This window comes from Streptomyces sp. NPDC003327, assembly GCF_053589515.1.
The window spans coordinates 80,761-105,230 of record NZ_JBSFSA010000006.1 but is presented as its reverse complement, the minus strand read 5'-3'; the positions used below and the strand labels follow the sequence as shown (position 1 = coordinate 105,230).

The 24,470-nt window shown below is 74.5% G+C and carries 23 protein-coding genes; 13 read left to right on the top strand and 10 right to left on the bottom strand.

Annotated features, from left to right (window positions below):
• Window positions 1-27: 27 nt before the first annotated feature.
• The 7 genes from ligD to ACWDVG_RS07785 all read left to right on the top strand — a co-directional run bounded on the left by ligD (window position 28) and on the right by ACWDVG_RS07785 (window position 9,360).
• Window positions 28-912, top strand: a complete 885-nt coding sequence (ligD, locus tag ACWDVG_RS07815) for a non-homologous end-joining DNA ligase (protein WP_451697187.1) — start codon at window positions 28-30, stop codon at window positions 910-912.
• Window positions 913-953: 41 nt separating this feature from the next.
• Window positions 954-1,832: an ATP-dependent DNA ligase gene (locus tag ACWDVG_RS07810; RefSeq protein ID WP_451697185.1), complete on the top strand. Its 879-nt coding sequence runs from the start codon at window positions 954-956 to the stop codon at window positions 1,830-1,832.
• 183 nt (window positions 1,833-2,015) lie between these two features.
• Window positions 2,016-4,121: a PBS lyase gene (locus ACWDVG_RS07805; RefSeq protein WP_451697183.1), complete on the top strand. Its 2,106-nt coding sequence runs from the start codon at window positions 2,016-2,018 to the stop codon at window positions 4,119-4,121.
• Window positions 4,122-4,233: 112 nt separating this feature from the next.
• Entirely contained in the window at window positions 4,234-5,097 is an 864-nt protein-coding gene (locus ACWDVG_RS07800; RefSeq protein ID WP_451697181.1) for a hypothetical protein, read from the top strand.
• Window positions 5,094-6,377 carry an ATP-binding protein gene (locus ACWDVG_RS07795; RefSeq protein ID WP_451697179.1) on the top strand — a complete coding sequence of 428 codons (1,284 nt, stop codon included), beginning with the start codon at window positions 5,094-5,096 and terminating at the stop codon, window positions 6,375-6,377. Before ACWDVG_RS07800 ends, ACWDVG_RS07795 begins: the two co-directional genes overlap by 4 nt.
• A gap of 128 nt (window positions 6,378-6,505) precedes the next feature.
• Entirely contained in the window at window positions 6,506-7,888 is a 1,383-nt protein-coding gene (locus ACWDVG_RS07790; protein ID WP_451697177.1) for an FtsW/RodA/SpoVE family cell cycle protein, read from the top strand.
• Entirely contained in the window at window positions 7,885-9,360 is a 1,476-nt protein-coding gene (locus tag ACWDVG_RS07785) for a penicillin-binding transpeptidase domain-containing protein (protein ID WP_451697175.1), read from the top strand. Before ACWDVG_RS07790 ends, ACWDVG_RS07785 begins: the two co-directional genes overlap by 4 nt.
• Here ACWDVG_RS07785 and ACWDVG_RS07780 read toward each other — a convergent pair.
• The gene (locus ACWDVG_RS07780) at window positions 9,357-10,490 is read right to left on the bottom strand and encodes a ferritin-like domain-containing protein (RefSeq protein ID WP_451697173.1); all 1,134 of its coding nucleotides are present in this window, start codon (window positions 10,488-10,490) and stop codon (window positions 9,357-9,359) included. The genes ACWDVG_RS07785 and ACWDVG_RS07780 overlap by 4 nt on opposite strands.
• A 105-nt stretch (window positions 10,491-10,595) precedes the next feature.
• Here ACWDVG_RS07780 and ACWDVG_RS07775 point away from each other — a divergent pair, with 105 nt between their 5' ends.
• The 3 genes from ACWDVG_RS07775 (at window position 10,596) to ACWDVG_RS07765 (ending at window position 12,996) form a co-directional block, all read left to right on the top strand.
• Entirely contained in the window at window positions 10,596-11,351 is a 756-nt protein-coding gene (locus tag ACWDVG_RS07775; RefSeq protein ID WP_451697171.1) for a TetR/AcrR family transcriptional regulator, read from the top strand.
• Window positions 11,348-11,617: a hypothetical protein gene (locus ACWDVG_RS07770; protein ID WP_451697169.1), complete on the top strand. Its 270-nt coding sequence runs from the start codon at window positions 11,348-11,350 to the stop codon at window positions 11,615-11,617. The genes ACWDVG_RS07775 and ACWDVG_RS07770 overlap by 4 nt, the downstream gene beginning before the upstream one ends.
• A 74-nt stretch (window positions 11,618-11,691) precedes the next feature.
• Window positions 11,692-12,996: an NlpC/P60 family protein gene (locus ACWDVG_RS07765; protein WP_451697167.1), complete on the top strand. Its 1,305-nt coding sequence runs from the start codon at window positions 11,692-11,694 to the stop codon at window positions 12,994-12,996.
• 31 nt (window positions 12,997-13,027) lie between these two features.
• Here the strand turns inward: ACWDVG_RS07765 and ACWDVG_RS07760 are convergent, their stop codons facing one another.
• The 8 genes from ACWDVG_RS07760 to ACWDVG_RS07725 all read right to left on the bottom strand — a co-directional run bounded on the left by ACWDVG_RS07760 (window position 13,028) and on the right by ACWDVG_RS07725 (window position 20,581).
• The gene (locus ACWDVG_RS07760) at window positions 13,028-13,546 is read right to left on the bottom strand and encodes a DUF6584 family protein (protein WP_451697165.1); all 519 of its coding nucleotides are present in this window, start codon (window positions 13,544-13,546) and stop codon (window positions 13,028-13,030) included.
• A gap of 50 nt (window positions 13,547-13,596) precedes the next feature.
• Window positions 13,597-13,758 carry a hypothetical protein gene (locus tag ACWDVG_RS07755; RefSeq protein ID WP_451697164.1) on the bottom strand — a complete coding sequence of 54 codons (162 nt, stop codon included), beginning with the start codon at window positions 13,756-13,758 and terminating at the stop codon, window positions 13,597-13,599.
• Window positions 13,759-13,760: 2 nt separating this feature from the next.
• A complete protein-coding gene (locus tag ACWDVG_RS07750) occupies window positions 13,761-14,681 on the bottom strand; it encodes a hyaluronoglucosaminidase (RefSeq protein WP_451697162.1) in 921 nt (306 codons plus the stop codon).
• A gap of 112 nt (window positions 14,682-14,793) precedes the next feature.
• Window positions 14,794-16,029 (bottom strand): styrene monooxygenase/indole monooxygenase family protein, encoded by a 1,236-nt coding sequence (locus tag ACWDVG_RS07745; protein WP_451697160.1) that lies wholly within the window; start codon window positions 16,027-16,029, stop codon window positions 14,794-14,796.
• A 38-nt stretch (window positions 16,030-16,067) separates the two neighbouring features.
• A complete protein-coding gene (locus ACWDVG_RS07740; protein WP_451697418.1) occupies window positions 16,068-16,694 on the bottom strand; it encodes a GTP-binding protein in 627 nt (208 codons plus the stop codon).
• 73 nt (window positions 16,695-16,767) lie between these two features.
• Entirely contained in the window at window positions 16,768-17,178 is a 411-nt protein-coding gene (locus tag ACWDVG_RS07735; protein WP_451697417.1) for a DUF742 domain-containing protein, read from the bottom strand.
• A 5-nt stretch (window positions 17,179-17,183) separates the two neighbouring features.
• On the bottom strand, window positions 17,184-17,672 hold the full coding sequence (locus ACWDVG_RS07730; protein ID WP_451697158.1) for a roadblock/LC7 domain-containing protein: 489 nt from the start codon (window positions 17,670-17,672) through the stop codon (window positions 17,184-17,186).
• Complete coding sequence (locus tag ACWDVG_RS07725) at window positions 17,669-20,581, bottom strand: nitrate- and nitrite sensing domain-containing protein (protein WP_451697156.1); 2,913 nt, start codon at window positions 20,579-20,581, stop codon at window positions 17,669-17,671. Before ACWDVG_RS07725 ends, ACWDVG_RS07730 begins: the two co-directional genes overlap by 4 nt.
• A 360-nt stretch (window positions 20,582-20,941) precedes the next feature.
• Here ACWDVG_RS07725 and ACWDVG_RS07720 point away from each other — a divergent pair, with 360 nt between their 5' ends.
• Entirely contained in the window at window positions 20,942-21,724 is a 783-nt protein-coding gene (locus ACWDVG_RS07720) for a hypothetical protein (RefSeq protein WP_451697155.1), read from the top strand.
• Window positions 21,725-21,774: 50 nt separating this feature from the next.
• Here ACWDVG_RS07720 and ACWDVG_RS07715 read toward each other — a convergent pair whose 3' ends face one another.
• Complete coding sequence (locus ACWDVG_RS07715) at window positions 21,775-22,257, bottom strand: MarR family winged helix-turn-helix transcriptional regulator (RefSeq protein WP_451697153.1); 483 nt, start codon at window positions 22,255-22,257, stop codon at window positions 21,775-21,777.
• A 233-nt stretch (window positions 22,258-22,490) separates the two neighbouring features.
• On the opposite strand from ACWDVG_RS07715, the gene ACWDVG_RS07710 reads away from it, so the two are divergent.
• Entirely contained in the window at window positions 22,491-23,345 is an 855-nt protein-coding gene (locus ACWDVG_RS07710) for a lysozyme (protein ID WP_451697151.1), read from the top strand.
• A 208-nt stretch (window positions 23,346-23,553) separates the two neighbouring features.
• On the top strand, window positions 23,554-24,450 hold the full coding sequence (locus tag ACWDVG_RS07705) for a lytic polysaccharide monooxygenase auxiliary activity family 9 protein (RefSeq protein ID WP_451697149.1): 897 nt from the start codon (window positions 23,554-23,556) through the stop codon (window positions 24,448-24,450).
• The last annotated feature ends 20 nt before the right edge of the window (window positions 24,451-24,470 follow it).

Below are 24,470 nucleotides of genomic sequence, written 5' to 3'. Positions count from 1 at the left end.
GCACGGGAATCGTGGGATTCTCATCGTATGACGCCCATCACGGAGGTGGAGGGGCGGCGCCTCCCGCTGAGCAACCTCGACAAGGTGATCCACCCGGCCACCGGCACCACGAAGGGAGAGGTGCTGCACTACTACGCCACCATCGGGACCGCGATCCTGCCGCACCTGCGCGACCGGCCGGTCTCCTTCCTGCGCTATCCGGACGGCCCCGAGGGGCAGCTGTTCTTCTCCAAGAACCCGCCGCCCGGCACGCCCGCCTGGGTGAACACCGCCCCCGTGCCGCGCTCCGAGGACCCCGGGGCACGGCAGGTCGTGATCGAGGACCTGGCCTCCCTGATGTGGGCCGCGAACCTGGTGGTGGAGTTCCACACGCCCCAGTGGCGGGCCGCAGGCCCCGCCGTCGCCGACCGGCTCGTGTTCGACCTCGACCCCGGGGCGCCCGCGACGGTCGTCGACTGCTGCCGGGTGGCGCTGCACCTGCGGGAGCGGCTCGCCGAGGACGGCCTGGAGGCGTTCGCCAAGACCTCCGGCTCCAAGGGGCTGCACCTGCTGGTCCCGGTGGAGCCGACGCCGTCCGCGCGGGTCTCGGCGTACGCGAAGCGGCTCGCCGTCGAGGCGGAGGCGGAGCTGCCCGGGCTCGTCGTGCACCGGATGGCCAAGGCGCTGCGGCCCGGCAAGGTGTTCGTGGACCACAGCCAGAACGCCGCCGCCAAGACCACCGCGACGCCCTACACCCTGCGGGCCCGGACCCGGCCGACCGCCTCGGCGCCCGTCACCTGGGAGGAGGTCGAGGCCTGCGCGGCGCCCGGGGACCTGGTCCTGCTCATGGACGACATCGCGCCACGTCTGGAGCGGTACGGGGAGCTGATGGCCCCCCTCTTCGCGCCCGACCGGGCCGGAGCGGTGCCGTGAGCGGGACGGGTGGGAGCGCTGCCACCGGGGGGACGGGCGCCGTGCTGCTGCCGCCCGTGGAGGTGATGCGGCCCCGGTCCGCCGACGCGATCCCCCCGCAGGCCGCCCCGCCCCACGACCTCCAGTACTCCCTCAAGCTCGACGGCTTCCGCGCCCTCGCCTTCGTCCTCGACGGGGGCCGGGTCGTCCTCCAGTCCCGCTCCCACCGCGACCTCGCGCCCGAGTTCCCCGAGATCACCGGCCCGCTGGCCGCGCAGCTGCCGCCCGGCACCGTGCTCGACGGCGAGCTGTGCGCCTACCGGGACGGGCGGCTCAGCTTCACCGACCTGCTCCGCTCCCGCGCCGACCGGGCCCGGACCGGCGTCCCCGTCTCGTACATCGCCTTCGACCTCCTCGCGATGCCCGGCCGCGACCTGCGGGCGCTGCCGCTGCGGGACCGCTGGGAGCTGCTCGGGGCGGTGCTGCGGGACGCCGAGCCGCCGCTCCAGCGGGTGCTGGCCACCTCGGACGAGGCGACCGCGCGGGAGTGGTTCCGGGAGCTGCGGGCCGCGGGCGTGGAGGGGATCGTCGCCAAGGCGCTGGGCTCGCCGTACCGCCCGGGCGGCACCTGGGCCTGGCGGAAGGTCCGGCACGCCGACACCCTCGACGGGATGCTGCTCGGCCTGGTCGGCCCGCCGGACCGGCCGCGGGCGCTGCTCGTGCGCCTGCCGGACGGGAGCACCGTCCCGACCTCGCCCCGGCTGACCCCGGCGCAGTCCCGGGAGGTCGCGGAGTCGGTGCGCGGCCGGCTCGGGGAGCTGGTGACCGATCCCGAGCACGGCCCGGTGCGGCTGCTCGACCGGCCGCTGCCGGTGGAGCTGCGGCAGGTCTCGGGGCGGCACGGGACGCCCGCGTACGTACGCGTCAGGGGTGACGCCTGAGGCCCGGCGCCCCCGGCCCGCGTTCGTCACCGTGCGCAACTGCCGTGCTGCTGACCGCACATGGCGCAAACAGAGCGCAACGGAGGCCCCGCGCACGGCGGATACGTTCAGTAAGGGGTTGTCCACCGTACCGTGGTGCACACTTGCTCCCTGGTACAGCGCTCACGGGGAAGGCGGCCGGCAATGCTGACGGGGATCGAGGAGGTCGACTGGGCCTCGCTGGGGCATGCGTACGGCCCCGCCGACGATGTTCCGACGCTGCTCCGCGGACTGGCCTCCGCCGACCCCGCCGAGCGGGAGACCGCCCTCGACGGCATGTACGGCGCGGTGCATCACCAGGGCGACGTCTACGACTCCACCCTCGCCTGCATCCCCTTCCTCCTCGAACTCGTCGCGGACCCGGCCGTCCCGGACCGGGGCTCCCTCGTCGAACTGCTCACGAGCATCGGTGGGATCGAGCTCGACGACGACGAGGAACTGGACGAACTCGACCCGGACGACGAGGAGTTCATTCCCGCCGCCAACTACGCGATGGCGTCGGCCGCCGTCGCCGCCGGCGCCGACGTCTTCCTGGGGCTGCTCTCGGACCCGGACCCCGAGGTGCGGCTCGCCGCGCCCTGCGCGCTCGCCTCGCTCCACCCCGACCCGGTGCACGTCCTGTCCCTGCTGCGCGAGCGGCTCACCGTGGAGCGGAACACGGAGGTGCTCCTCGCCCTCGTCGCCGCCGTCGGGCGGATCGCCCTGCGGCACGCCTCGCTGCGCGCCGAGACCGTCGACTGGCTCGACTGGCTCTCGCGCGTCGCCCACTCCCCCGGGCTGCGCCTCGCCGCGCTCGCGCAGGTGGCGCGCTGCGTGCCCGCCGCGATCCCGGAGGACGTGGTGGGCCGGGTGACGGAGCTCCTGGAGGAGATCAGGACCGTCCCGTACGAGCCGGCCGCCCCCGTCGAGCCGCGGGCCACGGCGACGCCGACGCTCGTCGGCCAGGTCCGCGAGCTCCTCGGCGAGCACACCACCGGCCGCCCGGCTCCCTGGACCGAGGAGCTGCTGCGCACCCTGCACACCGCGCTCGACGACCGGGTCGAGGACCGGATCGCGCTGATCGTGGCGCAGCTGCGCAGCCCCGACCGCTGGCAGCGTGCGGACGCGATCTGGCTGTGCGGCGGATTGATACGGGTCTGGCGCGGGCGGTACGAGGAGGTGGTCCGCCTGGTCGCGGACCAGCTCCACGATCCCGAGCCCCGGGTGCGGGACGCGGCGACGTCCTTACTGGAGCGCCTCTTCGAGCTGGGCGCCCCGGCCACCGACGCCCTCGCCTCCCGCCTGGGGGCCGCCGAGTCCGCGCCCCCGGCCCCCTCCGCGTACGGCCACGGGCCGGGGCGGGGCGGCCGGGGCGGGGTGCTGCTCGCGCTGGCCCGGGCGGGTGACGCCCGCGCCGTACCGCTGCTCGCGCGCGCCCTGGAGGAGGGCGAGGTGCCGCGGGACCTGCTGTACGCCGTCGACGGGCTCGGGCCCGCCGCCGGGGGGCTCGCCCCGCTGCTGCGCTACCGGCTGGCGCAGATCGAGCTCGACGAGCGGCTCTACGACCGGGCGGCGCCCCTGCTGCACGCGCTGGGCGCGGTCCGGGGCAGCCAGGCCCTGCCGGAGGTGCTGAGGGTGCTGCGCGGGGCGCCGCCGAACCGGCGCGACTGGGTGTGGGAGGCGGCGCTGCGCACGCTCGCGGCCTTCGGCCCGGCGGCGGGGACGGCCGTGCCGGATCTGCGAAGACACCTGGCCGCCGAGTCGGCCGCGGTCGCCACGACGGCGGCGCGGGCGTTGTGGGCGGCCGAAGGGGACCTCGGGGAGGCGCTGCCGGCGCTGGAGCGGTGGCTGCGGCCGGGCACGCCGAGCGCCGACTGGTGCACGGCCGCCCGGGCGCTGAGCGAGATCGGCCCGGCGGCGGCGGCCGCCGCCCCGACCCTGCGGCCCGGCCTGTCCTCGCGGGACCTGTGGGTGCGCGTCCGCGCGGCGGCGGCCCTGTGGCGGGTGGCGGGCGAGACGGCGACGACGCTGCCCGTGCTGCTCGCGGCCTGGGAGGAGAACCGTCACGCGCGCGTGGACATCGCCGAGTGCCTGGCGGAGATGGGCCCGGCGGCGGTCGAGGCCCAGCTGGTGGTCCTCACGGAGCTGACCCGGCGGCGGCGCCACAACGCCCGGGAGGGCGCGTCGGGCAGCCACGACATCCACGACGACGAGAAGCTCCTCACCCTCTGCCGGGCGGCGCTGACCCGGATGGAGCAGGGCTGGTACTAGGGACGGGAGCCGTACGCGGGCAAAGGGGACTTCTCTCCGCATAAGGTCATGAGGAAGGGACCGTCCGGCCCCCGCGCCCCGTGTCCTGCGACCCGTGTTCCCGAGGAGCCGTGTGAGAGCCCGCGCCTTCCCGTTCGCCGCCGGCGCGGCCACCGCCGCCGTCGCCGCCTCGGTGGTGGTCCTCGGCGGGCTCGCGGCCCTCGCCGGGTGCGGTGCGGGCGAGGGCGGGCTGCGCAGCGCGGGGCCGACGCCGGCGGCCGTGGGACCCGTGCGACTGTGGCCCGACCTGCCGCCCGCGACGGATCCGCCGTTCGACTACGGCGAGACGGACAACGAGCGGGTCCCCGGGATCACGGTCGCGGACAACGACGTGCGCCGGGTGGACCCGGTGGCCGTCGTCCGCGCCGAGGTGCGGGCGCACCCGGACGCGCACAGCGGCCGGGACGGCATGTACGCGGAGACGGCGCGGGCGATCGAGGCGTGCGGCACGGGCCGGACGGCGGCCTGCCCGGTGCTGCGGCCGTACTACCGCGACCTCACCGGCAACGGCCGGGACGAGCTGATCGTGGGCATCCGCATGCCGGAGCAGCAGGTCGGCGTCCGCGTCTACCTCGCCGAGCACGGCGGGCTCACCCGGATCATGTCCACGGTCGACCAGGTCATCAGCGTGGAGCTGGCGGGCCGGGACCTGATCCTGCGGGTCGGTTCGGCCGGCATCCCGGGGTACGAGTACCGCACCGCCTGGTCCTGGGACGAGCGGCAGGGCAGCATGCTGCCGACGCGGGACGAGATCGTCCGCATCCGGCCGTCCGGGCCGGGGCCCGCGACCGTGCCCGCGCCCCGCCTGGTGAGCCCCACGCCCCCGAACCCGGGCCCGGCGAGCCCCGGCCCGGCGAGCCCGAGCACCGCGCCGGCGCCCCCAGAGGCGCCGGTCACGCTGCCGCCGGGGGGCGTCCCGCCGGGGCCGACGCCGTGAGGCGGGTGAGGCCGCCCGCCTGGACGGCGACGCTCACCTGGAAGGCCGCGGTCTTCATCACGGTCATGTGCTGCGCCCTCGCCGCGCTGCTCGGCGTCCTCGTGCACGTGTCGGTGACGGGCCGGACGGTGGAGGACTCCCGCGCGCAGGCGCTGACCCGGCTCACGGAGGTGAGCCGCCTGTACGAGGCGGGCGAGCCGCTGCCCCGCTTCGCCGGGATCGACCCGCCGGATCTCCCCGCCTCCCTGCGGGCGCTCGCGGTCCGCGGCGAGCGGGGCACGACGGTCGCCGACTCCGGGGGGCGGCCGACGATGTGGGCGGCGGGCCCGGCGGACGGCCGCGCCCTCGCCGTACGCGTCGACTACACGCAGAACCGCGAGGCGATCGACGCCCTTGACCGCTCGATCGTCGGCTCCTCGCTGCCGGCGATCGCGGTGACCCTGCTCCTCGGCGCGTTCGCCGTCACACGGGTGACGCGGCGGCTGCACGTGACCGCGCAGGTGGCCCGCCGGATCAGCGCGGGCGACCTGGACGCGCGCGTCGACGACCCGCGGACGAAGGACCCCACGCGCCCGCAGGACGAGGTGGCGACGGTCTCCGGGGCGCTCGACACGATGGCCTCCTCGCTCCAGCGCAAGCTCCAGAGCGAGCAGCGGTTCACCGCCGACGTGGCGCACGAGCTGCGCACGCCCCTGACGGGCCTGTCGGCCGCCGCCGAACTGCTGCCGGAGGGGCGGCCGTCGGAGCTCGTACGGGACAGGGTGCGGGCGATGCGCGGGCTGACCGAGGACCTCCTGGAGATCTCGCGCCTCGACGCCCGCAACGAGACCGTGGACCTGGCGGTGCACGAGCTCGGCCCGCTGGCGGAGCGGGTGGTGCGGGGGCTGCGGGCGTCGGGCGCGGAGACCGAGGTGCGGATCGTCCGGGACGCGACGGTGGAGACCGACCGGCGGCGGCTCGAACGGGTCCTCGGCAATCTGGTGGCCAACGCGCACAAGCACGGCGCCCCGCCGGTGGTGCTGACGGTGGACGGGCCGGTGGTGACGGTGCGGGACCACGGGCCGGGCTATCCGGCGTACCTCCTGGAGTCGGGGCCGCAGCGGTTCCGCACGGAGAGCGGCGGCAAGGGGCACGGCCTCGGGCTGACGATCGCGGTGGGGCAGGCGGAGGTGATCGGCGCCGCGCTGGTCTTCGCGAACCGGGAGGACGGCGGTGGCGCGGAGGCCCGGCTGCGCCTGCCGGAGAGCGCGCTCCCGGAGCCCGCGCCCCAGGAAACCTGACACCGGAGTCCTGACGCCGGCCTTCGCAGGCCCGACGACCGCGGCCCCGGAGACCTGACGCCGGAGCCGGGACGGCACACCGTCACACAAAAGGGACATAGGGCATACGGCTTGCTAATTTGCCGACCATGACCTCACCCCGGATCCCGGACGCGCCCCCGCCCGGGATCCGTCACCCCAAACGCCGGGGCGTCGAACTCTCCCTCCTCGTGGGCGCGGTCCTGCTCTCCGTCTGCGGATACGCCGAGGTCGGCCTCGCCCGCAGCGGCGCCGTGCCGCCCGACGCCCTGCGGTACGGCGCCGGTCTCGGGCTCCTCGCGCTCGTCGCCCACCTCGCGGTCCGCTTCCGCGCCCCCTACGCCGATCCGCTGCTGCTGCCGATCGCCGTGCTGCTCAACGGGCTCGGCCTGGTGCTCATCTACCGCCTCGACCTGGAGACGCCCAGGGACCAGGCGGCGGCGACGCAGCTGGTGTGGTCGACGCTCGGGGTGGCGCTCTTCATCGTCGTCGTGCTGCTGCTCCGCGACCACCGCGTCCTCCAGGGGTACGCGTACGTGTCGGTGGCCGCCGCCCTCGCCCTGATGATCCTGCCGATCTTCTTCCCGGCGGTGAACGGCGCCAGGATCTGGATCCGGGTCGGCGGGCTCTCCTTCCAGCCGGGCGAGTTCGCCAAGATCCTGCTGGCGGTCTTCTTCGCCGCGTACCTCGCCGCCAACCGCAACGCGCTCGCGTACACCGGCCGCCGGATCTGGAGGTTCCAGTTCCCCACCTGGCGGGTGCTCGGGCCGATCGTGGCGATCTGGCTCCTCAGCGTCGGCGTCCTCGTCCTGGAACGCGACCTCGGCACCTCGCTGCTCTTCTTCGGCCTCTTCGTGATCATGCTGTACGTGGCGACGGGCCGGACCGGCTGGATCGCGATCGGCCTGGTCCTCGCCTCCGCCGGGGCGTTCCTCATCGGCTCCGTCGAACCCCACGTGCACAGCCGGGTGGAGGACTGGCTCGACCCCTTCGCCTCGATCCGGGCGGGCGACGGCCCGGGGCAGCTCGCGCAGTCCCTCTTCGCGTTCGCCGCCGGGGGCATGCTCGGGACCGGCCTCGGCCTCGGCCACTCGGTCCTCATCGGCTTCGCCACCAAGTCCGACTTCATCCTCGCCACGGCGGGCGAGGAGCTCGGACTCGTCGGCCTCACCGCGCTCTTCCTGCTCTACGCGCTGCTCGTCGCCCGCGGCTACCGGGCCGGCCTCTCGCTGCGCGACCCCTTCGGCCGTCTGCTCGCGATCGGCCTCGCCTCGATCGTGGCGCTCCAGGTCTTCGTCATCGCGGGCGGGGTGATGGGACTGATCCCGCTGACCGGCATGGCCATGCCGTTCCTGGCCCAGGGAGGTTCGTCCGTGGTGACCAACTGGGTGATCGTGGCCCTGCTCATCCGGGTCAGCGACTCGGCCCGCGCGCCGCAGCCCGAGGCGGCCGACACGGGCGAACTCGCCAGGGTCGGCGAGGGCGTCCGGTGATCCGCTACATCCGGCGTGCCGCCGGACTCTGTCTCGTCCTCCTCGTCGCGCTGCTCGTCAACGCGGCCCGGGTGATGCTCTTCGAGGCCGAGGAGCTCGACGACGACCCGGCCAACCGGCGGATCGCGATCAGCCGGTACGCCCAGCCGCGCGGCGAGATCGTCGTCGACGGCAAGCCGGTGACCGGCTCGCGGGACAGCCGCCAGCAGCTCCGCTGGGAGCGGACCTACCGTCAGGGGCCGCTGTACGCCCCGGTGACCGGCTACGCCTCCCAGACGTACGGCACGACGCTCGTCGAGCACGCCGAGGACGACCTCCTCTCCGGGACGGACCCGATGCTGGCCCCGCTGCCGCTCTGGGACGACCTCAGCCGGGGCCGCCGGCCGGGCGGGGACGTCGTGACGACCGTCCGCGCCTCGATGCAGCAGGCGGCCTACAAGGGCCTCGACGGCAAGCGGGGCGCGGTGGTCGCGGTCGAGCCGGCCAGCGGCCGCCTCCTGGCGCTCGTCAGCTCGCCCTCGTACGACCCGGGGGTGCTGTCGGGAACGGGCCGGGAGGTCAAGGAGGCCTGGCGGCGGCTCACCACCTCGCCGAACCAGCCCATGCTGAACCGGGCGCTGCGCCAGACGTACCCGCCGGGCTCGACCTTCAAGATCGTGACGGCCGCGGCGGCCCTGGACGCCGGGGTCGTACGGGACGTGGACGCGCCGACCGACACCCCGGACCCCTTCGTGCTGCCCGGCACCCGGCAGGTGCTCCCGAACGAGGCGAAGGGCTGCGGGGACGCGTCCCTCGCGTACGCCGTCCAGTGGTCGTGCAACACGGTGATGGCCGGTCTGGGGGTGGACGTCGGCCTGGCGGGGATGGTCGAGGCGGTGGAGCGCTTCGGCTTCAACGACACGGGGCTTCGGGTGCCGTCCTGGGTGGCGAAGTCCAACTTCGACCGGGAGATGAGCCCGGACCAGCTGGCGCTGTCGTCGATCGGGCAGTTCGACACGACGGCGACCCCGCTCCAGATGGCGCTGGTGGCGGCGGCCGTCGCCAACCACGGGGAGATCGCCCAGCCGTATCTGGTCGACCGGACGACGACGTCCGGCGGCACGACCGTGGAGCGGACCGGCCGGCAGAGCTACCGGCGGGCGATGACCCCGTCGACGGCGCTCCAGCTCCAGCGGCTGATGGTGAAGGCGGTGGAGGAGGGCACGGGCACGAAGGCGGCGATCCCGGGCGCCGTGGTCGGCGGCAAGACCGGCACCGCGCAGCACGGGTTCGGGAACACGGGCACCCCCTACGCCTGGTTCATCGCCTGGGCGCAGGCGGCGGACTCGGCGCAGCCGGCCGTCGCGGTCGCCGTGGTCGTCGAGGACGCGGAGGCCTCCCGGACCGACATCAGCGGCGGCGGCAGCGCGGCGCCGATCGCCCGGGCGGTGATGGAGGAGGCGCTCCGCCTGGAGGCGGAGGCCCGGAGCTAAGGGGTCGCGGGGGAGGGCGCGCCCTCGTCCGCAGCGCCCCGGGCGACGGCCGCCCGCACCTCGGCGACGCGCCCGGCCTCCTCCGCCGCGAACCGCTCGGCGTCGAGCCGCTCCGCGATCTCCTCGTCCTGCGTCATCAGCAGGTCCAGGCTGGAGTCGCCGAGGTCGAAGACCCCCATGTCCAGATAGGCCTTCTGGAGGCGCTCGCCCCACAGGCCGATGTCCTTCACACAGGGCACGATCCGGCTGAAGAGGAGCTTGCGGAAGAGGTGCAGGAACTCGCTCTCCTCCGTCATCGCCTCCGCCTCCCGGCGCGGGATGCCGAAGTTCTCCAGGACCTCGACCCCGCGCAGCCGGTCGCGCATCAGGTGGCAGCCCTCGATGACGAACTCCTCGCGCTCGCGCAGTTCGGCGTCCGTGAGCTGTTTGTAGTAGTCGCGCAGCGCCATCCGGCCGAAGGCCACGTGCCGGGCCTCGTCCTGCATCACGTACGCGAGGATCTGCCGGGGCAGCGGCTTGTTCGTGGTGTCGCGGATCATGCCGAAGGCGGCCAGGGCGAGGCCCTCGATGAGGACCTGCATGCCGAGGTAGGGCATGTCCCAGCGGGAGTCGCGCAGGGTGTCGCCGAGCAGGCCCCGGAGGTCGTCGTTGACCGGGTAGAGCATCCCGATCTTCTCGTGCAGGAAGCGGCCGTAGACCTCGGCGTGCCGGGCCTCGTCCATGGTCTGGGTGGCCGAGTAGAGCTTGGCGTCCAGGTCGGGGACGGACTCGACGATCCGGGCGGCGCAGATCATGGCGCCCTGCTCGCCGTGGAGGAACTGGCTGAACTGCCAGGAGGCGTAGTGCCGGCGCAGGTCGCCCTTGTCCTTCTCGGTCAGCTTGGCCCAGTGGCGGGTGCCGTGGACCGTCATGGCCTCGTCGGGGGTGCCGAGCGGGTCGTACGGATCCACCTCGACGTCCCAGTCGATCCGCAGGGCGCCGTCCCACTGCTTGTCCTTGCCCTTCTGGTAGAGGGCGAGCAGGCGGTCGCGGCCCTCGTCGTACTCCCAGCCGAACCTGGCCGCTCCGGTGGCGGGGACCTCCCAGACGGGCTCGCCGGGGGCGTTCGCGTAGAGGTCGAACGTCGACACCGCAACTCCTTCCGCCGTGTTCCAGCAGGCTCACACGTTGGTAGACGGAACGTCAACAAGTCGGACGCAAGGGAGTGACGCCCCGGCCGGAGATACGCTGCGGACATGACGAGCGCCGCCTCCCCCGCCTACCGTCGGCTCAGCGTCGAGGAGCGGCGCGGCCAGCTCCTCGAAGCGGCGCAGGAGCTCTTCGCGCACCGCACGCCCGAGGACGTCTCCCTCGACGACGTCGCCGAGGCGGCGGGGGTCTCGCGGCCGCTCGTCTACCGCTACTTCCCGGGCGGCAAGCAGCAGCTGTACGAGGCCGCCCTGCGCTCCTCCGCCGACGCGCTGAACCGGTGCTTCAGCGAGCCGCCCGTCGGGCCGGCCACCGAGCGGCTCGGCCGGGTCCTCGACCGCTACCTGGCGTTCGTCGACACCCACGACGCCGGGTTCAGCGCGCTGCTGCGGGGCGGCAGCGTCGCGGAGACCTCGCGGGCGACCGCGATCGTGGACGAGGTGCGCCGGGCGGGCGCCGAGCAGATCTTCCTCCACCTGGACGTGGAGCGGCCGGGGCCGCTGCTCGGGATGCTGGTGCGGACCTGGATCGCGGCGGTGGAGGCGGCCTCGCTGATCTGGCTCGACGAGGGCAAGCAGCCGCCTGCGGCGGAGCTGCGCGACTGGCTGGTGGACCACCTCGTCGCGCTGCTCGCGGCGAGTTCGGCCCGGGACGCCGAGACGGCGGAGGCGGCGAGGCGCCTCCTCGCCCAGGAGCGGCCCGACGGTCCGGTGGCGGGCCTGGCCCGCGCGGTGGTCCCGCTGGCCGGGGAGGCCGCCCATCTGCTGTGGGGCGGGGGCGGCCGGGAGAGACTGGAGGGGTGAGAAGCGAGAACACCCCCTTTCGCGGCGGTCCGCTGGACGGCCGGGTCCTGCCGGTCCTCGTGGGTCCGACCGGACACCCGCCGAAGTGGTACGAGGTGCCCGTGCCGGCCCACGACGGGCGCCCGCCGACGCTCTACGCCTACCGCCGGGAGCCCGCGGGGTACACGAAGCGGCTCGGGCTCCAGCGGGGCTGGGTCTACGTGTACGCCCCCGAGGGCCGCGAGCGGCGCGAGCTGAAGTGGCCCTGGTCCAAGCCGAACGGGTGAGAGGACGGGGCGCGCCCCGGTTCGTACGGTAATCGGATGAAGTGAGGCGTCATCATCCCGGTGGAGGTGGTGACGTGTCGCGAAGGCTGCTGCGCACGGTCTGCACGGGGGTGCTCGCCGCGACGACGGCGCTGGGGACGGCCGAGGCCGCCGGGACACCGGCGGCCCCGGCCGTCGACCCGCCGGCCGAGGCCCCGATCGCCTGGGCCGACCCGACCCGGGAACCGGCCGGCCCGGCGGACCCGGCACCGGAACCGGTCGGCCCGGACTCCGCGGGGGCGGTGGCGGAGTCCTCCGTGCCGGAGACCGCGGAGCCCGGGGGCGGGGAGGACGACGCCGCCGCCCTGGCGCCGCCCGGCGGCGACTCCGTCGGCGCGCTGCTCACCCGGCTGCGGACGCTCTACCAGCAGGCCGAGGAGGCCACCGAGCGGTACAACGCCACCGAGGAGGCCCTGAAGGTCCAGGCCGCCGACACCAGGAAGGTCAGCGCCGAGCTCACCGCCACCCGGACGGCGCTCGCCCGCAGCCGCGCCGAGATCGGGCTGCTCGCCAGAGAGCAGTACCGGGGCAGGACCGAACTCTCCTCGTACCTGCGGCTGCTCCTCGCCCCCGATCCGCAGGCCGCCCTGGACCAGGCGCACCTGATGGCCCGTGCGGCGCGCGAGCGGCTCGGCACCGTCACCCGGCTGAAGGAGGCCGAGCGCCGGGCCGGCGCCCTCGCGAGCGCCTCCCGCAAGGCGCTGGACAAGCAGCAGTCCCTCGCGGCCACGCGGCGCACGCAGCGGGACGCGGTCACGGCCCGGCTGCGCGAGGTCGAGCGGCTGCTCGCCTCCCTGAGCCCCCGGCAGCTCGCCCGCCTCACCGAACTGGAGCGGACCCAGACCGCCGGGGCCCAGCGCGAGCTGCTCGACTCGGGGGTCCTCGACGGCCTCCGCACCCCGTCACGGGCGGGCGGGGAGGCCTTGCGCTTCGCCGTGGAACAGCTGGGCAAGCCGTACGAGTGGGGCGCCGAGGGCCCGGAGTCGTACGACTGCTCGGGGCTCACCCAGCGGGCGTGGGCGGCGGCGGGCCGCACGATCCCGCGCACGAGCCAGGAGCAGTGGGCGGAGCTGCCCCGGGTGCCGCTCTCCGAGCTGCGCCCCGGCGACCTGGTGGTCTACTTCCCCGGCGCCACGCACGTGGCGCTCTACCTCGGGGAGGGCCTGGTCGTGCAGGCACCGCGCCCCGGCGGCCGGGTGAAGGTCTCCCCCGTGGCCGCCAACCCGCTGCTCGGCGCCGTCCGCCCGGACCCGGACGGCGAGGCGCTGGCCGCGTACACGCCCCCGGAGCTGCCGCCGGGGGCGAGGGACGGTTCCGACGAGGGGTACGACCACCGGTGACCACGGGGCGGCGGAGCGGCGTGAGCGCCGGTCAGTCCCAGAGGGCGACGAGCCCCCTCACCCAGATCCCGATCATCACGAGGGACCCGAGGAAGCATCCGGCCCCCGCCACCACGCCCGAGAAGCGGCCGCCGGCCGGCTGCTCGTGGTCGTCGTCGTCCTCGAAAGGGATCGGGTCGCCCCACTCCAGCGGCCGGCCGACCTCCGCGGAGCACGCGGCCCGCACCCGGGCCAGCTGCCGCTCCGCGAAGGGCGTCGCCGCGAGCGCCTCGGGGCCCCGCCAGGCCAGGGCCTTCATGCGTCGGCGGGCGGAGGGGTACCGCGCCTCGAACGCTGCGGCCTCGTCCGGCGACCGGTCCTCGTCGAGGTACGTCCAGCGGCCCGCCTCCGCGGGCTCGCCGTACAGCCGGTAGACCTCACCGAGGCGGCGGCGCAGGGTCAGGTCCCAGGGGTAGGAGCCGACGAGTCCGCGCAGGCGCTGGCGCGCCGCGGGCACCCGTCCCGCGGCCAGATCGGCGTCCACACGGGCGAGGGTTTCCTTGAGGGGCATGCCGGCATCATCGCCCGGCACGCCCCTCCGGCTCGACCGGGTTTTTGCCGTCAGCCCTCCGGGGTGGCGGGCGCCGGTTCCCCGGGGCGGGCCAGATGTTCCCGCAGGGCCGCGTTCTCGGCCTCCAGGAGGGCGATGCGCTTGCGGGCGAAGTACAGCTCCATGACGGCGTCCTGGAACTCCGACACGAGCTGCTCGGGGGTGAGTTCCACGGTCAGGCCCCTCCGATCTCGGTCACGGCGCCGGAGGGGCCGCGCCACTTGAGGACGCCTCCCTCGGCGTAGAGGACGCCGCCGTTCGCCGGGTTCGCGGTGGGGACGGTGGTGGCGTTGCGGATGCCGATGACGCCGTCGCCGCCGCCGTACGCCTCCCCGCTCGTGACGCCGAACATGGCGTTGTGGACGGCCAGGGCGCCGCTGTTGAGCACGCGCAGCTTCGCGGTGCCCGTGCGGTCGCGGATCTCGACCAGGCGGCTGTTGGCGTCCTCGTTGGCCTGCATGAGCAGGCCAATGAGGGAGGTGCGCTGGGCGATCTCGACGCGGCCGCGCGGGGTCGCGCCGATCGCGAGGCCGACGCCGACCGCGCCGGAGCCCTTCACGACGAAGTCGTCCACGCCGTTGTTCCGCAGCGTGAGGAGGTTGCCCTTGGTGGGGCCGGTGCTCTGGGTGACGTAGATGCCCTGGGCGGCGGTGCCGCCGGACCCGTCGGTGACGCCGTCCGTGTCCAGGTAGACGGAGATCGCCGCGGCTCCCGCGTCGGAGGCGTCGGCGTGGCCCCGGTGCAGGATCTTGAGCGTGCCCCGGTTCTTCTCCGTCCCCGACAGGTACATCGCCGAGTCGTACGGGTTGGCGGAGGTGACGTTGAGGGCGACGCCGTCGCCCGCCACCCCGTCCTGGTGCACGGTCAGGGCGTGCAGCTTCGACGTCGCCGTCGTGGAGACGGTCCTGAACGTCGAGGTCGTGCCGCCCTCGGTGCGGAAGTTGCGGGCCCGCACCTCGCCCGGATACGTCACGTCCCCCTCGGCCTGGCCGGCCTGCTCGGCCTCCTCGGCCGCCGACGCGGTCCCCGAACCGGCGACCACCGTCACGGCCCCCGCCGTGAACGCCCCCAGGAACAGCCTGCGCGTACTGGTCACTTCCACTCCTCGCCCCACCCGACCGACGGACCGCCCGAGCTTACGCGAGCGACCGGAGGTCCGGGGCCGGAGCGGTGTCATCCGCTCCGGCCCGCCCGGAAGTCGGCGTCCGTCAGGCGGCGGTGACCGAGGCCAGGTAGGCCGAGGCCTTCTCCGGGTCGAAGAAGAAGTTCTCGAAGTCGGCCGGGTCGTTGAAGCCGTTCGCGATGCGGTCGGCGACGGGCTGGAGTTGGCCGGCCGCGCCGATGAGGTTGAGGACGTGCTCCGGCGGCGGGGCGAGCATGGCGTTCGTCCACTTGGTGACGTGCTGGGCCGTCTGCCAGTAGCGGTCGAACGCGGACCGCATCCACTCCTCGTCGAAGGGCCGGTCGCCGTGCTCGACGATCGCGGCGAGGTACGCGGCGGCGCACTTGGACGCCGAGTTGGAGCCCTGTCCGGTGATCGGGTCGTTGGCGACGACGACGTCGGCGACGCCGAGGACGAGTCCGCCGCCGGGGAGGCGGCCGATCGGGTTCCGGACGGTCGGCGCGTACCGGCCGGCGAGGGTGCCGCCCGCGTCGGTGAGTTCGACCTTGGTGGCCCGCGCGTACTCCCAGGGGGTGTACGTCTCCATGAGCTCCAGCGTCAGCGCGAGGTGCTCGGACGGGTCCTTGACGCCCTGGAAGACGTCGAGGGGGCCGCCGGGGATCCCCTCCCAGAAGAGGATGTCGGCGCGGCCGCCGGTGGTCAGGGTCGGCATGACGAAGAGCTCGCCGACGCCCGGCACGAGGTTGCAGCGGACCGCGTCGAAGTCGGGGTGCTCGGGGCGCGGGCCGAGGCCGTGGACGTAGGCGACGGCCAGGGCGCGCTGCGGCTCGGCGTACGGGGAACGCTCGGCGTCCCGGCCGAACATGGAGACCAGCTCGCCCTTGCCCGCGGCGACGAGGACCAGGTCGTAGCTGCGCGAGAAGTAGTCGAGGTCGCCGACGGCGGCGCCGTGGATGACGAGCTGGCCGCCGCGCTGGGCGAAGGTCTCCATCCAGCCGGCCATCTTCACGCGCTGGTCGACGGACTGGGCGTACCCGTTGAGCGTGCCGACCCAGTCGACCGCGCGGCTCGCGTCGGGGGCGGCGACGGAGACGCCGAGGCCCTCGATGCGCGGGGCCTGGGACTCCCAGAAGCCGAGGCCGAGGTCGCGCTCGTGCTGGAGGGCGGTGTCGAACATGCACTGGGTGGACATGACGCGACCGGAGCGGATCTCGTCCGCCGTCCGGTTCGACATGAGGGTGACCTCGTACCCCTTCGACTGGAGTCCGAGGGCGAGCTGGAGGCCGGACTGGCCGGCGCCGACTATGAGTATCTTCCGCATGGGCGGGGCTCCTGGCGTGACGTGCGTGCGGGGGGAGGCTATTCGGGGGTCGCTTCGAGCGCGTGGGCGACCATGGAGAGCAGGGTCTCGACGACGCTGTAGCGCTTGCGCGCGTCCATGATCACCACGGGGACGCCCGGGGGCACCGTCAGGGCCTCCCTGACGTCCTCCGGCTCGAACCGCTCGGTTCCCTCGAAGTGGTTGACGGCCACGATGTAGGGGATCCCGCAGCTCTCGAAGTAGTCCAGGGCCGGGAAGCAGTCGGTGAGCCGCCGGGTGTCGGCGAGCACGATCGCCCCGATCGCGCCGCGCACCAGGTCGTCCCACATGAACCAGAAACGCTGCTGGCCGGGCGTGCCGAAGACGTACAGGACCAGGTCGTTGTCGAGCGTGATCCGGCCGAAGTCCATCGCCACGGTGGTGGTGAGCTTGTCCGGCGTGGCCGTGAGGTCGTCGGTGTCCTCGCTCGCCCGGGTCATCAGCGCCTCGGTCTGGAGCGGGGTGATCTCCGAGACCGCGCGGACGAAGGTGGTCTTGCCCACGCCGAAGCCGCCCGCGACCACGATCTTCGTGGCTATCGGGGCCCGGGTGTGGTCGAGCTGCCAGTCCTGGGCGCCGTCCTCGGCGTCCGGTTCGCGCGGTTCCGGGTGCGGCTGGGCGGGGATCCCGGCGATCGACCGGGAGTCCGACGGGGCGTCCGCCGGAAGGTCCACCGGGGATTCGGAGACGGCGGTGGCGTCAGAGACGACGGAGTCCACTCAGCACCCTTTCGAGGAGCGCGCGATCGGGCTGGCCGGTGCCGTGACCGGTCCCGTACACACGGATCTTTCCCTGGTCGGCCAGGTCGCTGAGCAGCACCCGGACGACTCCCAACGGCATCTTCAGGAGCGCCGAGATCTCCGCGACGGTCCGCATCCGGCGGCAGATCTCGACGATGGCCCGCATCTCGGGCATCAGCCCGCGGGCGGCCGGCCCGCCGTCCGTCAGGACCTTGCGGGTGGCCGGCGCCTCCAGGGCGGCGACGAAGGTCTCGACGAGCAGGACGTGGCCGAAGCGGGTGCGGCCGCCGGTGAGCGAGTAGGGGCGCACGCGCGCGGGGCGGCGCCCCTCTCCGCGTACCGGCAGCTTGAAGGCGGAGTCGGCGGACATGGCCGTCACTGGGTGCTCTCCATCGACTTGCGCAGCTCGCTGCGGACTTCGGGGGTGAGTACGTGTCCGGCACGGCCCACGAACAGGGCCATGTGGTACGCCACGACGCTCATGTCGCAGTCGGGCGTGGCGTGCACGCCGAGCAGGGAGCCGTCGCTGATCGACATGACGAGGACGCTGCTGTCCTCCATCGCGACCATCGTCTGCTTGACCCCGCCGCCGTCCATCAGGCGGGCGGCGCCGACGGTCAGGCTGCCGATGCCCGAGACGATGGTGGCCAGGTCGGCGCTGGAGCCGCGCGGCCCCGCGGCACGGCCCGCGTCGTCGGCGGCCGTCTCCTGCTGGACTGCCGGGTCGGAGGAGAGCAGCAGCAGTCCGTCGGAGGAGACGACGGCGACCGAGCGGACGCCGGGCACCTCCTCGACGAGATTGCCCAGCAGCCATTGCAGGTTGCGGGCTTCCGTGCTCAGTCCGAATGTTCCGGTCGCGGTCAACTGTGTGCCTCCTCGACGGTGTCCCCCGTGTTCTCCCCTGTACGTGCGGTGCTTCCGGCTATCTCGGCCGCCACGTCCCGGCGGCCCTCCTTCGCACCCTGGTGGAACCCGCCGAGCCGACGGCGCAGGGCCTCGGCGTCGACGCCGCCCTGACGGGGGGTCTTCGGCGCCTCGGGCTGGCGGACGACCTGCGGGGTGCGCTTGGGCAGGCCCTTGTCGGTGACGCGCTCCCACTGGGCGGGGCGCGGCCCGGGTACGGCCGGGTCAGAGGCCGGGGCGGGTGCCGCGGGCGGCGCGGGTACGGCGGGCGCTTCGGGCGCCGCGGGTGCTTCGGGAGCCCGTGCGGTGACCGGCTCCTCGGGGAGCCGCTCGTACGGCTCCTCGGCGGCGCGGGCGTGGGCGTCGGGCTCCGGCGGCGGGTCGGGCAGCCGGACCTGGAGGGTCGTCTCGGAGACGGACCCGACGACGGGCTCGGGGGCGGGGGCGGGGGCGGGCTCGGTGCCGGGGGCGGGGGCCGTCGGGGCCTGCTCCTGCCCGCGCTCCTGCTCCTGCCCGCGCTCCTGCTCCTGCTCCTGTTCCGCCGCCTGGAACGCGCGCTCCGCGGCGTCCACGAGCGGGTCCCGGGTGCGGGACGGCAGCGTGTTGGAGTTGGCCTCCGCGACCGAGCCGGGCAGCTGGATCGAGGGCGCGGTGCCCCCGACCCGTACGGGATCGGGCACGGCCGTCGGCGGGGCGGTCGGCAGCAGGGGCAGCGGCAGGACGACGACGGCCGCGGTGCCGCCCTGCTGCTGGTCCCGCAGCTGGACGCGGACCCCGTGGCGGGCGGCGAGGACGGCGACGACGCGCATGCCGAGCCCCTCGCCGTCGAAGGCCTCCGGGTCGGCCTCGGCGAGGCGCGCGTTGAGGTCGGTGAGGCGGGCGGGGGCGACGCCGATGCCGGAGTCCTGGACGGAGAGCATCACCTCGCCGCTCTCCAGGAGCCAGCCGGAGAGCTGGACCTCGGCGTCCGGCGGCGAGAACGCCGTGGCGTTCTCCAGGAGTTCGGCGACGAGGTGGCTCAGGTCGTCGGCGGCGAAGCCCGCGATCTGGGCGTGCGGCGGCAGGGACTGGATGGTGACCCGCTCGTACCGCTCGATCTCGCTGACGGCGGCGCGCAGCACGTCGACCAGCGGGACCGGTCCCGCGTGGCCGTGGCCGTGCTCGTGCCCGGCGAGGACCAGGAGGTTCTCGCTGTGGCGACGCATGACGGTCGCCATGTGGTCGAGCTTGAAGAGGGTGGCGAGGCGGTCCGGGTCCTGCTCGCGCTCCTCCAGCTTCTCGATGACGCCGAGCTGTCGCTCGACGAGGCCGAGGCTGCGCAGGGAGAGGTTCACGAAGGTGTGCTGGACGGTGCCGCGCAGCCGCTCCAGGTCGGCGGTGAGGAGCGCGACCCGGCCCTGGAGGTCGGCGCGCTGGGCGGCGAGTTCGGCGCCCACGGCCTCCTTCGTGGCGGCCAGGTCGTCGTTCTCCGCGGCGAGCCGCTCGCTCTGGGCGGCGTGCCCGGCGAGCTTGGCCCTGAGCGTGTTGAGGGAGCGCACGACCTGGGTGAACTCGTCGTTGCGGCCGGTGAAGCGGACCGGTTCCTCGGTGTGCGGCTCGGGCGCGGCGGCGAGCCGGGCGGCGCCGATGCGGAGCACGGCGAGCGGCCGGGTGAGCGTGCGGGCGACGTAGGTGGAGATGCCGATCGCGACGAGCAGGCAGCCGCCGAGGAAGGCGATGCGCAGTTCGAGGGCGGTGACGTCGTCGTCGCGCAGGGCGGCGATCCGCTCGACCCGCTCGGTGGAGAGGGCGGACTCGACCCCGCGCATCTGCTCGATGCGGGCGGAGAGCGCGGCCTCCAGGGAGGCGGGGGCGGTCTCGCGCTCGGCCTCGGACAGCTTCGGCTGGTCGGTGAGGGCGGCGAGGGAGCGCTCGGCGGTCTTGACCTCGGGTCCGGCGACGGTGGCGGCGAGGGAGTCGCGCGCGACGGTGCCGGCCGACTGGTCGAAGTCGCCGAGGGCGGCGAGTTCACGGACGCGGGCCTGCTGGGCGGCGGCGGTGAGGGCGTCGCGGGCGCGGTTCGCCTCGGCGGCGCCCTCGGGTTCCTCGGGGACGTAGCTGTCGGTCTCGGGGTCGTAGCGGACGTCGCCGGTGGGCTCGGGCTGCGGGACGGCGAGCGCGGCGAGGAGGAGGCCGCGGGTGGCGGAGGCCTGCTCGACGGCGCGGCCGAGGGCGGCGGGGGCGCGGGTGGCCTCGGTGAGGGCGGCGTCGGAGGCGCGGGCCGGGGTCTTCTCGGCGAGCTCGTCGGCGAGGGCCTGGAGCTTGCCGATGACGTCGGTGTACGCCTTGTGGGCCTCCAGGGCGGTGCCCTTGCCGGTGAGCGCGGCACGCCGGACGGAGGGGACGCCGGCGAGGTCACGGCGGAGTTCGGCGGGGGCGGCGGGCCGGATCTCGTCCATCTGCCGGTCGACGCGGGCCGAACGGGCGCTGGTGATCTGCCGCTTGTCCTTGCTGTCGCCGGGCTGGTCGTCACGGCCCGCGGCGATGTAGGCGACGACCTCGTCGCGCTCGTCGGCGAGGGAGTGCGCGAGGGTGACGGCCTGCCGGTCGAGTTCGGCGAGGGTGACGAGCCGCTGGGACTCGGTGAGGTCGGCGGAGGCGGCGAGGACCGCGGGGGCTCCGGCGGCGAGGACGGTGACGCCGACGAGGGCGACGCCGGCGACGAGCCGGTTGCGGACGCGCTTGGCACGGCCCGTGGGCCCTGCGGGGGCAGCGGGTCCTGCGGGAACGGCGGCTCCTGCGGGGACGGCGGTGGCCGACGGGTCGACGGGAGACTGGCTGCCCGTGCCGTTCTTGCTCCGAGGCCGCTTCTTCTGCACCGGTGCTCGCATTCTTGACTCGTCCGCCCACAAAGCAGAGGTGACGACCGGTCACATGGAGCGCCCCCACCCCTGGTACGGCTTCCGACCATTCCAGCGCTTCTGGGTAGGGGGCGCGCATCGGCCGCACCGCCACCCGAACGAGTGAACAACACTCATGAGTTGGCGAACAACTCGCGGCCGCGCGCGGGACGGGCCGCGCGGGGGCCCCGGTTGGATCTTCCGCGCGGGCTTTGGCAGTATGCCCGCCCGCAGTCGGCCGGAGCCGCCGCTTCCGCCCCGCGTCTCGCGCGCGCGGGGTTGGTACAGGCCTTTTCCGGCTGTGGGGAGGTGTCGTGAAGGGGCCGTTCCGGCCCGGGCACACTGGACGGCATGCGCAGCGAGGTGGCCACCCTTCCCGGCAGTCCCGAACGCCCCAACGAGGACTGGGCAGCCGCTGCCCTGCCCGTCTCGGGCCGGGGAGGGACGGTCGTCGTGCTCGACGGCGTCACTCCGCCCGTCGGTGATGACGGTTGTGTGCACACGGTCCCGTGGTTCACCGCCCGACTGGGCGGGGCTTTGACCGAACTGTCCGCTTCCCGGCCCGAGATGCCGCTCACCGGGATCCTGGCGGCGGCAATCCGGCGCACCGCGGACGCCCACCGCGGGACCTGTGACCTTTCTCACGTGCGCACGCCCCAGGCGACGGTGGCCTTCGCGCGGTGGGACGACCGCGTCGTCGAGCATCTCGTCCTGTCGGACGCGGCGCTCCTCCTGGAGGCCCCGGACGGGAGCGTACGGGCGGTGCTCGACGACCGGCTCGACCGGGTGCCGGACGAGGTGCTGCGCTCGGTGGCGGCGACGGACCGGCTGCGGAACCGGGAGGGCGGCTTCTTCACGGCGGCCGCCGACCCGGCGGTCGCGGAGCGGGCGGTGACCGGTACGACCCCGAGGGCGCGGGTCCGGTCGCTGGCGGCGCTGAGCGACGGGGCGAGCCGCTGGGTGGAGCGGTTCGGCGCGGGCGACTGGGGCGACTGCGTCGGGGTGCTGCGGAAGGAGGGGGCGTACGGGCTGCTGCGCCGGGTCCGCGACCTGGAGGCGGAGGGCGCTCCGGTGCGCGGGGAGCGGCGCGGGAAGCCGCACGACGACGCGACGGCGGTGTACGTCGAGCTGTGAGGGGCCGGTGCGGCCCGGCGGCCCCCGGTCGCCCGGTCCCGCCCGGCCCGTCAGCCCTCGGAGCGCACGTTGAACTGGTGGAGGAGCCGGGCCAGCTCGGCGACCTCGGCCCGATCCCAGGCGACGAGCTTGCGGACGTAGCGCTCCCGGCGGGCGTCGCGGACGTGCCGGAAGCGGTTCCGGCCCTCCTCGGTGAGCCGGACGAGCGAGGCGCGGCCGTCGGCGGGGTCCGGATCGCGGGCGACGAGGCCGAGCTGCTCCAGGGCACGGAGCTGGCGGCTCATGGTCGCCTTGCCGACGCCGAAGTACGCGGAGAGTTCGGTGGCGCGCTGGGGTCCCGCCTCGTCGAGGCGGACGAAGAGTCCGTAGGCGGCGGGCTCCAGTTCGGGGTGGACCTCGCGGGCCATCTCGCCGGACTGGGCGCGGGCGCGCCGCAGGAAGACCGCCAGTTCGCGTTCGAGGGCGAGGAACTCACGGTCCACACCACTTCCGGTGCCGGCCCCGCCTTCCCTCCCCGTACCGCTTCCGTGCACGTCAGCACCCCTCGCGCGCTTTCCGGTCGCTGAAAGTTTCTTCCGGGCGCGGCCATCGCCGCAGCTCCCCCAGTATTTCGCAGGAGTAGACCAACGGCGGCACCCGGCCCCTCTTCCACGGACGGGTCTACGTGCGTAGCGTCGTCGTTGCTGACATGTCCACACCAGGACTGCCGGTCACGCTCCCCGCCGACTCCTCATCGACTCCCCACCGAGCCTTTCGGAGGCACGCAATGTCCGTGCACAGATCCGGAAAGTCCCTCGCCGGCGCCGCGCTCGCGACCCTGGCCCTCCTCCTGCCCCTCGCCCTCTCCTCCCCGGCAGGCGCGGCCGGCACGGCCGGCACCGGGTCCGCCGCCGCTCCCTCCGCCGCCCCCGCCCGCGGCTCCGCGTACATGGGCATGGGTGTGATCAAGCACGACGGCCAGGGCGGAAGGCCCGGCGGCGTCTCGGTCCAGGCCGTCCAGACGGAGGGCGTGGACGTCTCCGGCCACCAGGGGAACGTGGCCTGGTCCACGCTGTGGAACAGCGGCGTCCGGTGGGCCTACGTCAAGGCCACGGAGGGCACGTACTACAAGAACACGTACTTCACGCAGCAGTACAACGGCTCGTACGACGTCGGCATGATCCGGGGCACGTACCACTTCGCCACCCCGGACACCGCGTCGGGCGCGGCCCAGGCCGACTACTTCGTGAACAACGGCGGCGGCTGGTCGAGGGACGGCAAGACCCTGCCCGGCGCGCTCGACATGGAGTGGAACCCGTACGGCGCGACCTGCTACGGCAAGACGCAGTCCGGGATGGTCGCCTGGATCCGGGACTTCGTGAACCGCTATAAGTACCGCACCGGCCGCGACCCGGTGATCTACACCGCCACGAGCTGGTGGAAGCAGTGCACCGGCAACTACTCCGGCTTCGCCACCACCAACCCGCTGTGGATCGCGCGGTACGCCTCCGAGGTCGGCGAACTCCCGGCGGGCTGGCCGTACTACACGATGTGGCAGTACACGTCGACGGGCCCGACGGTCGGCGACCACAACCACTTCAACGGCGACTACTCGCGGGTCCAGGCGCTCGCGAACGGCTGAGGCCCTCCGTCCCCGTGCGGCGGTCTCCCGGGTGCGGCGGCACCCGGGCGGGCGCCGCGCGGCTTTTTCCACCCACCCCCTTGCCCATTGGTATGGACCAATGCGAGGCTCTACGGCGGTCGGACCCGGGCTCAACTCCCCTGCCCGCGCCGCCCGTTGTCCTCACCGCTCGTCCCGTACTCCCCCACGCACGAGAGAGAGCCCGCCCATGAGGTCCCACCGCCGCACCGCCGCCGGCGTCGCCGCCCTGTCCGCGGCCACCGCGCTCGTCGCCCTCACGCCCACCGCCGCGAGCGCCCACGGAGCCGTCTTCAACCCCGTCAGCCGGATCGCCGCCTGTTACGCCGAGGGGCCCGAGTCCCCCGACTCCCAGGTCTGCAAGGACCTCGTCGCCGACTCCGGAACCCAGCCGCTGTACGACTGGAACGAGGTCAACATCGCCCACGCGGACGGCAAGCACCGGGCGCTCATCCCCGACGGCAGGCTCTGCTCGGCCAACCGCGAGAAGTACCGTGCCCTGGACTGGGCCAGGACCGACTGGCCGGCGACGCCGGTCGCCGCGGGCTCCTTCGACTTCAGGGTCCGGGTCACCGCGCCGCACCAGGGCACCATGACCGTCTACCTCACCAAGCAGGGCTACGACCCCACGCAGCCCCTGAAGTGGTCGGACCTCGACGCGACCCCCGTCGCCGTGTACGCCACGACCCGCACCGCCACCGACGGCCACTACGCCTTCACGGGCACCCTGCCGGCCCGCACCGGCCGTCACGTCGTCTACAAGGTCTGGCAGCGCAGCGACAGCCCCGAGGCGTTCTACAGCTGCTCGGACGTCACCTTCGGCGGTGCCTCGGCGACCGGGGCCGCCGGGGCCGCCGAGGCCGCCGAGGCCGCCGAGGCGCCGAGCGAGGCCGAGATCGCGGCGGGCACGGAGCTCTCCACCGTGAGCCACGCCGGGCACGGCGGCGACGAGCGGCCCCCGGTCCTCTCCTCGGAGGGCGCCGAGGCCCCCGGCTCCCCGCTGCCCCTCGCCCTCGCGGGCGGGGCCGCCCTGGCCGCCTTCGGCGGTGGCACCCTCCTCCTGGGCCGCCGCCGCCCCACTCTCTAGGCATTCGCACGACGGCGGCG

What these genes read in the sequence shown, in the direction of transcription:
- ligD (WP_451697187.1), top strand. Translation starts at nt 28, where the DNA reads ATGACGCCCATCACGGAGGTGGAGGGGCGGCGCCTCCCGCTGAGCAAC.
- ACWDVG_RS07805 (WP_451697183.1), top strand. Translation starts at nt 2,016, where the DNA reads ATGCTGACGGGGATCGAGGAGGTCGACTGGGCCTCGCTGGGGCATGCG.
- ACWDVG_RS07790 (WP_451697177.1), top strand. Translation starts at nt 6,506, where the DNA reads ATGACCTCACCCCGGATCCCGGACGCGCCCCCGCCCGGGATCCGTCAC.
- ACWDVG_RS07775 (WP_451697171.1), top strand. Translation starts at nt 10,596, where the DNA reads ATGACGAGCGCCGCCTCCCCCGCCTACCGTCGGCTCAGCGTCGAGGAG.
- ACWDVG_RS07760 (WP_451697165.1), bottom strand. Translation starts at nt 13,546, where the DNA reads ATGCCCCTCAAGGAAACCCTCGCCCGTGTGGACGCCGATCTGGCCGCG.
- ACWDVG_RS07745 (WP_451697160.1), bottom strand. Translation starts at nt 16,029, where the DNA reads ATGCGGAAGATACTCATAGTCGGCGCCGGCCAGTCCGGCCTCCAGCTC.
- ACWDVG_RS07735 (WP_451697417.1), bottom strand. Translation starts at nt 17,178, where the DNA reads ATGTCCGCCGACTCCGCCTTCAAGCTGCCGGTACGCGGAGAGGGGCGC.
- ACWDVG_RS07725 (WP_451697156.1), bottom strand. Translation starts at nt 20,581, where the DNA reads ATGCGAGCACCGGTGCAGAAGAAGCGGCCTCGGAGCAAGAACGGCACG.
- ACWDVG_RS07720 (WP_451697155.1), top strand. Translation starts at nt 20,942, where the DNA reads ATGCGCAGCGAGGTGGCCACCCTTCCCGGCAGTCCCGAACGCCCCAAC.
- ACWDVG_RS07710 (WP_451697151.1), top strand. Translation starts at nt 22,491, where the DNA reads ATGTCCGTGCACAGATCCGGAAAGTCCCTCGCCGGCGCCGCGCTCGCG.
- ACWDVG_RS07705 (WP_451697149.1), top strand. Translation starts at nt 23,554, where the DNA reads ATGAGGTCCCACCGCCGCACCGCCGCCGGCGTCGCCGCCCTGTCCGCG.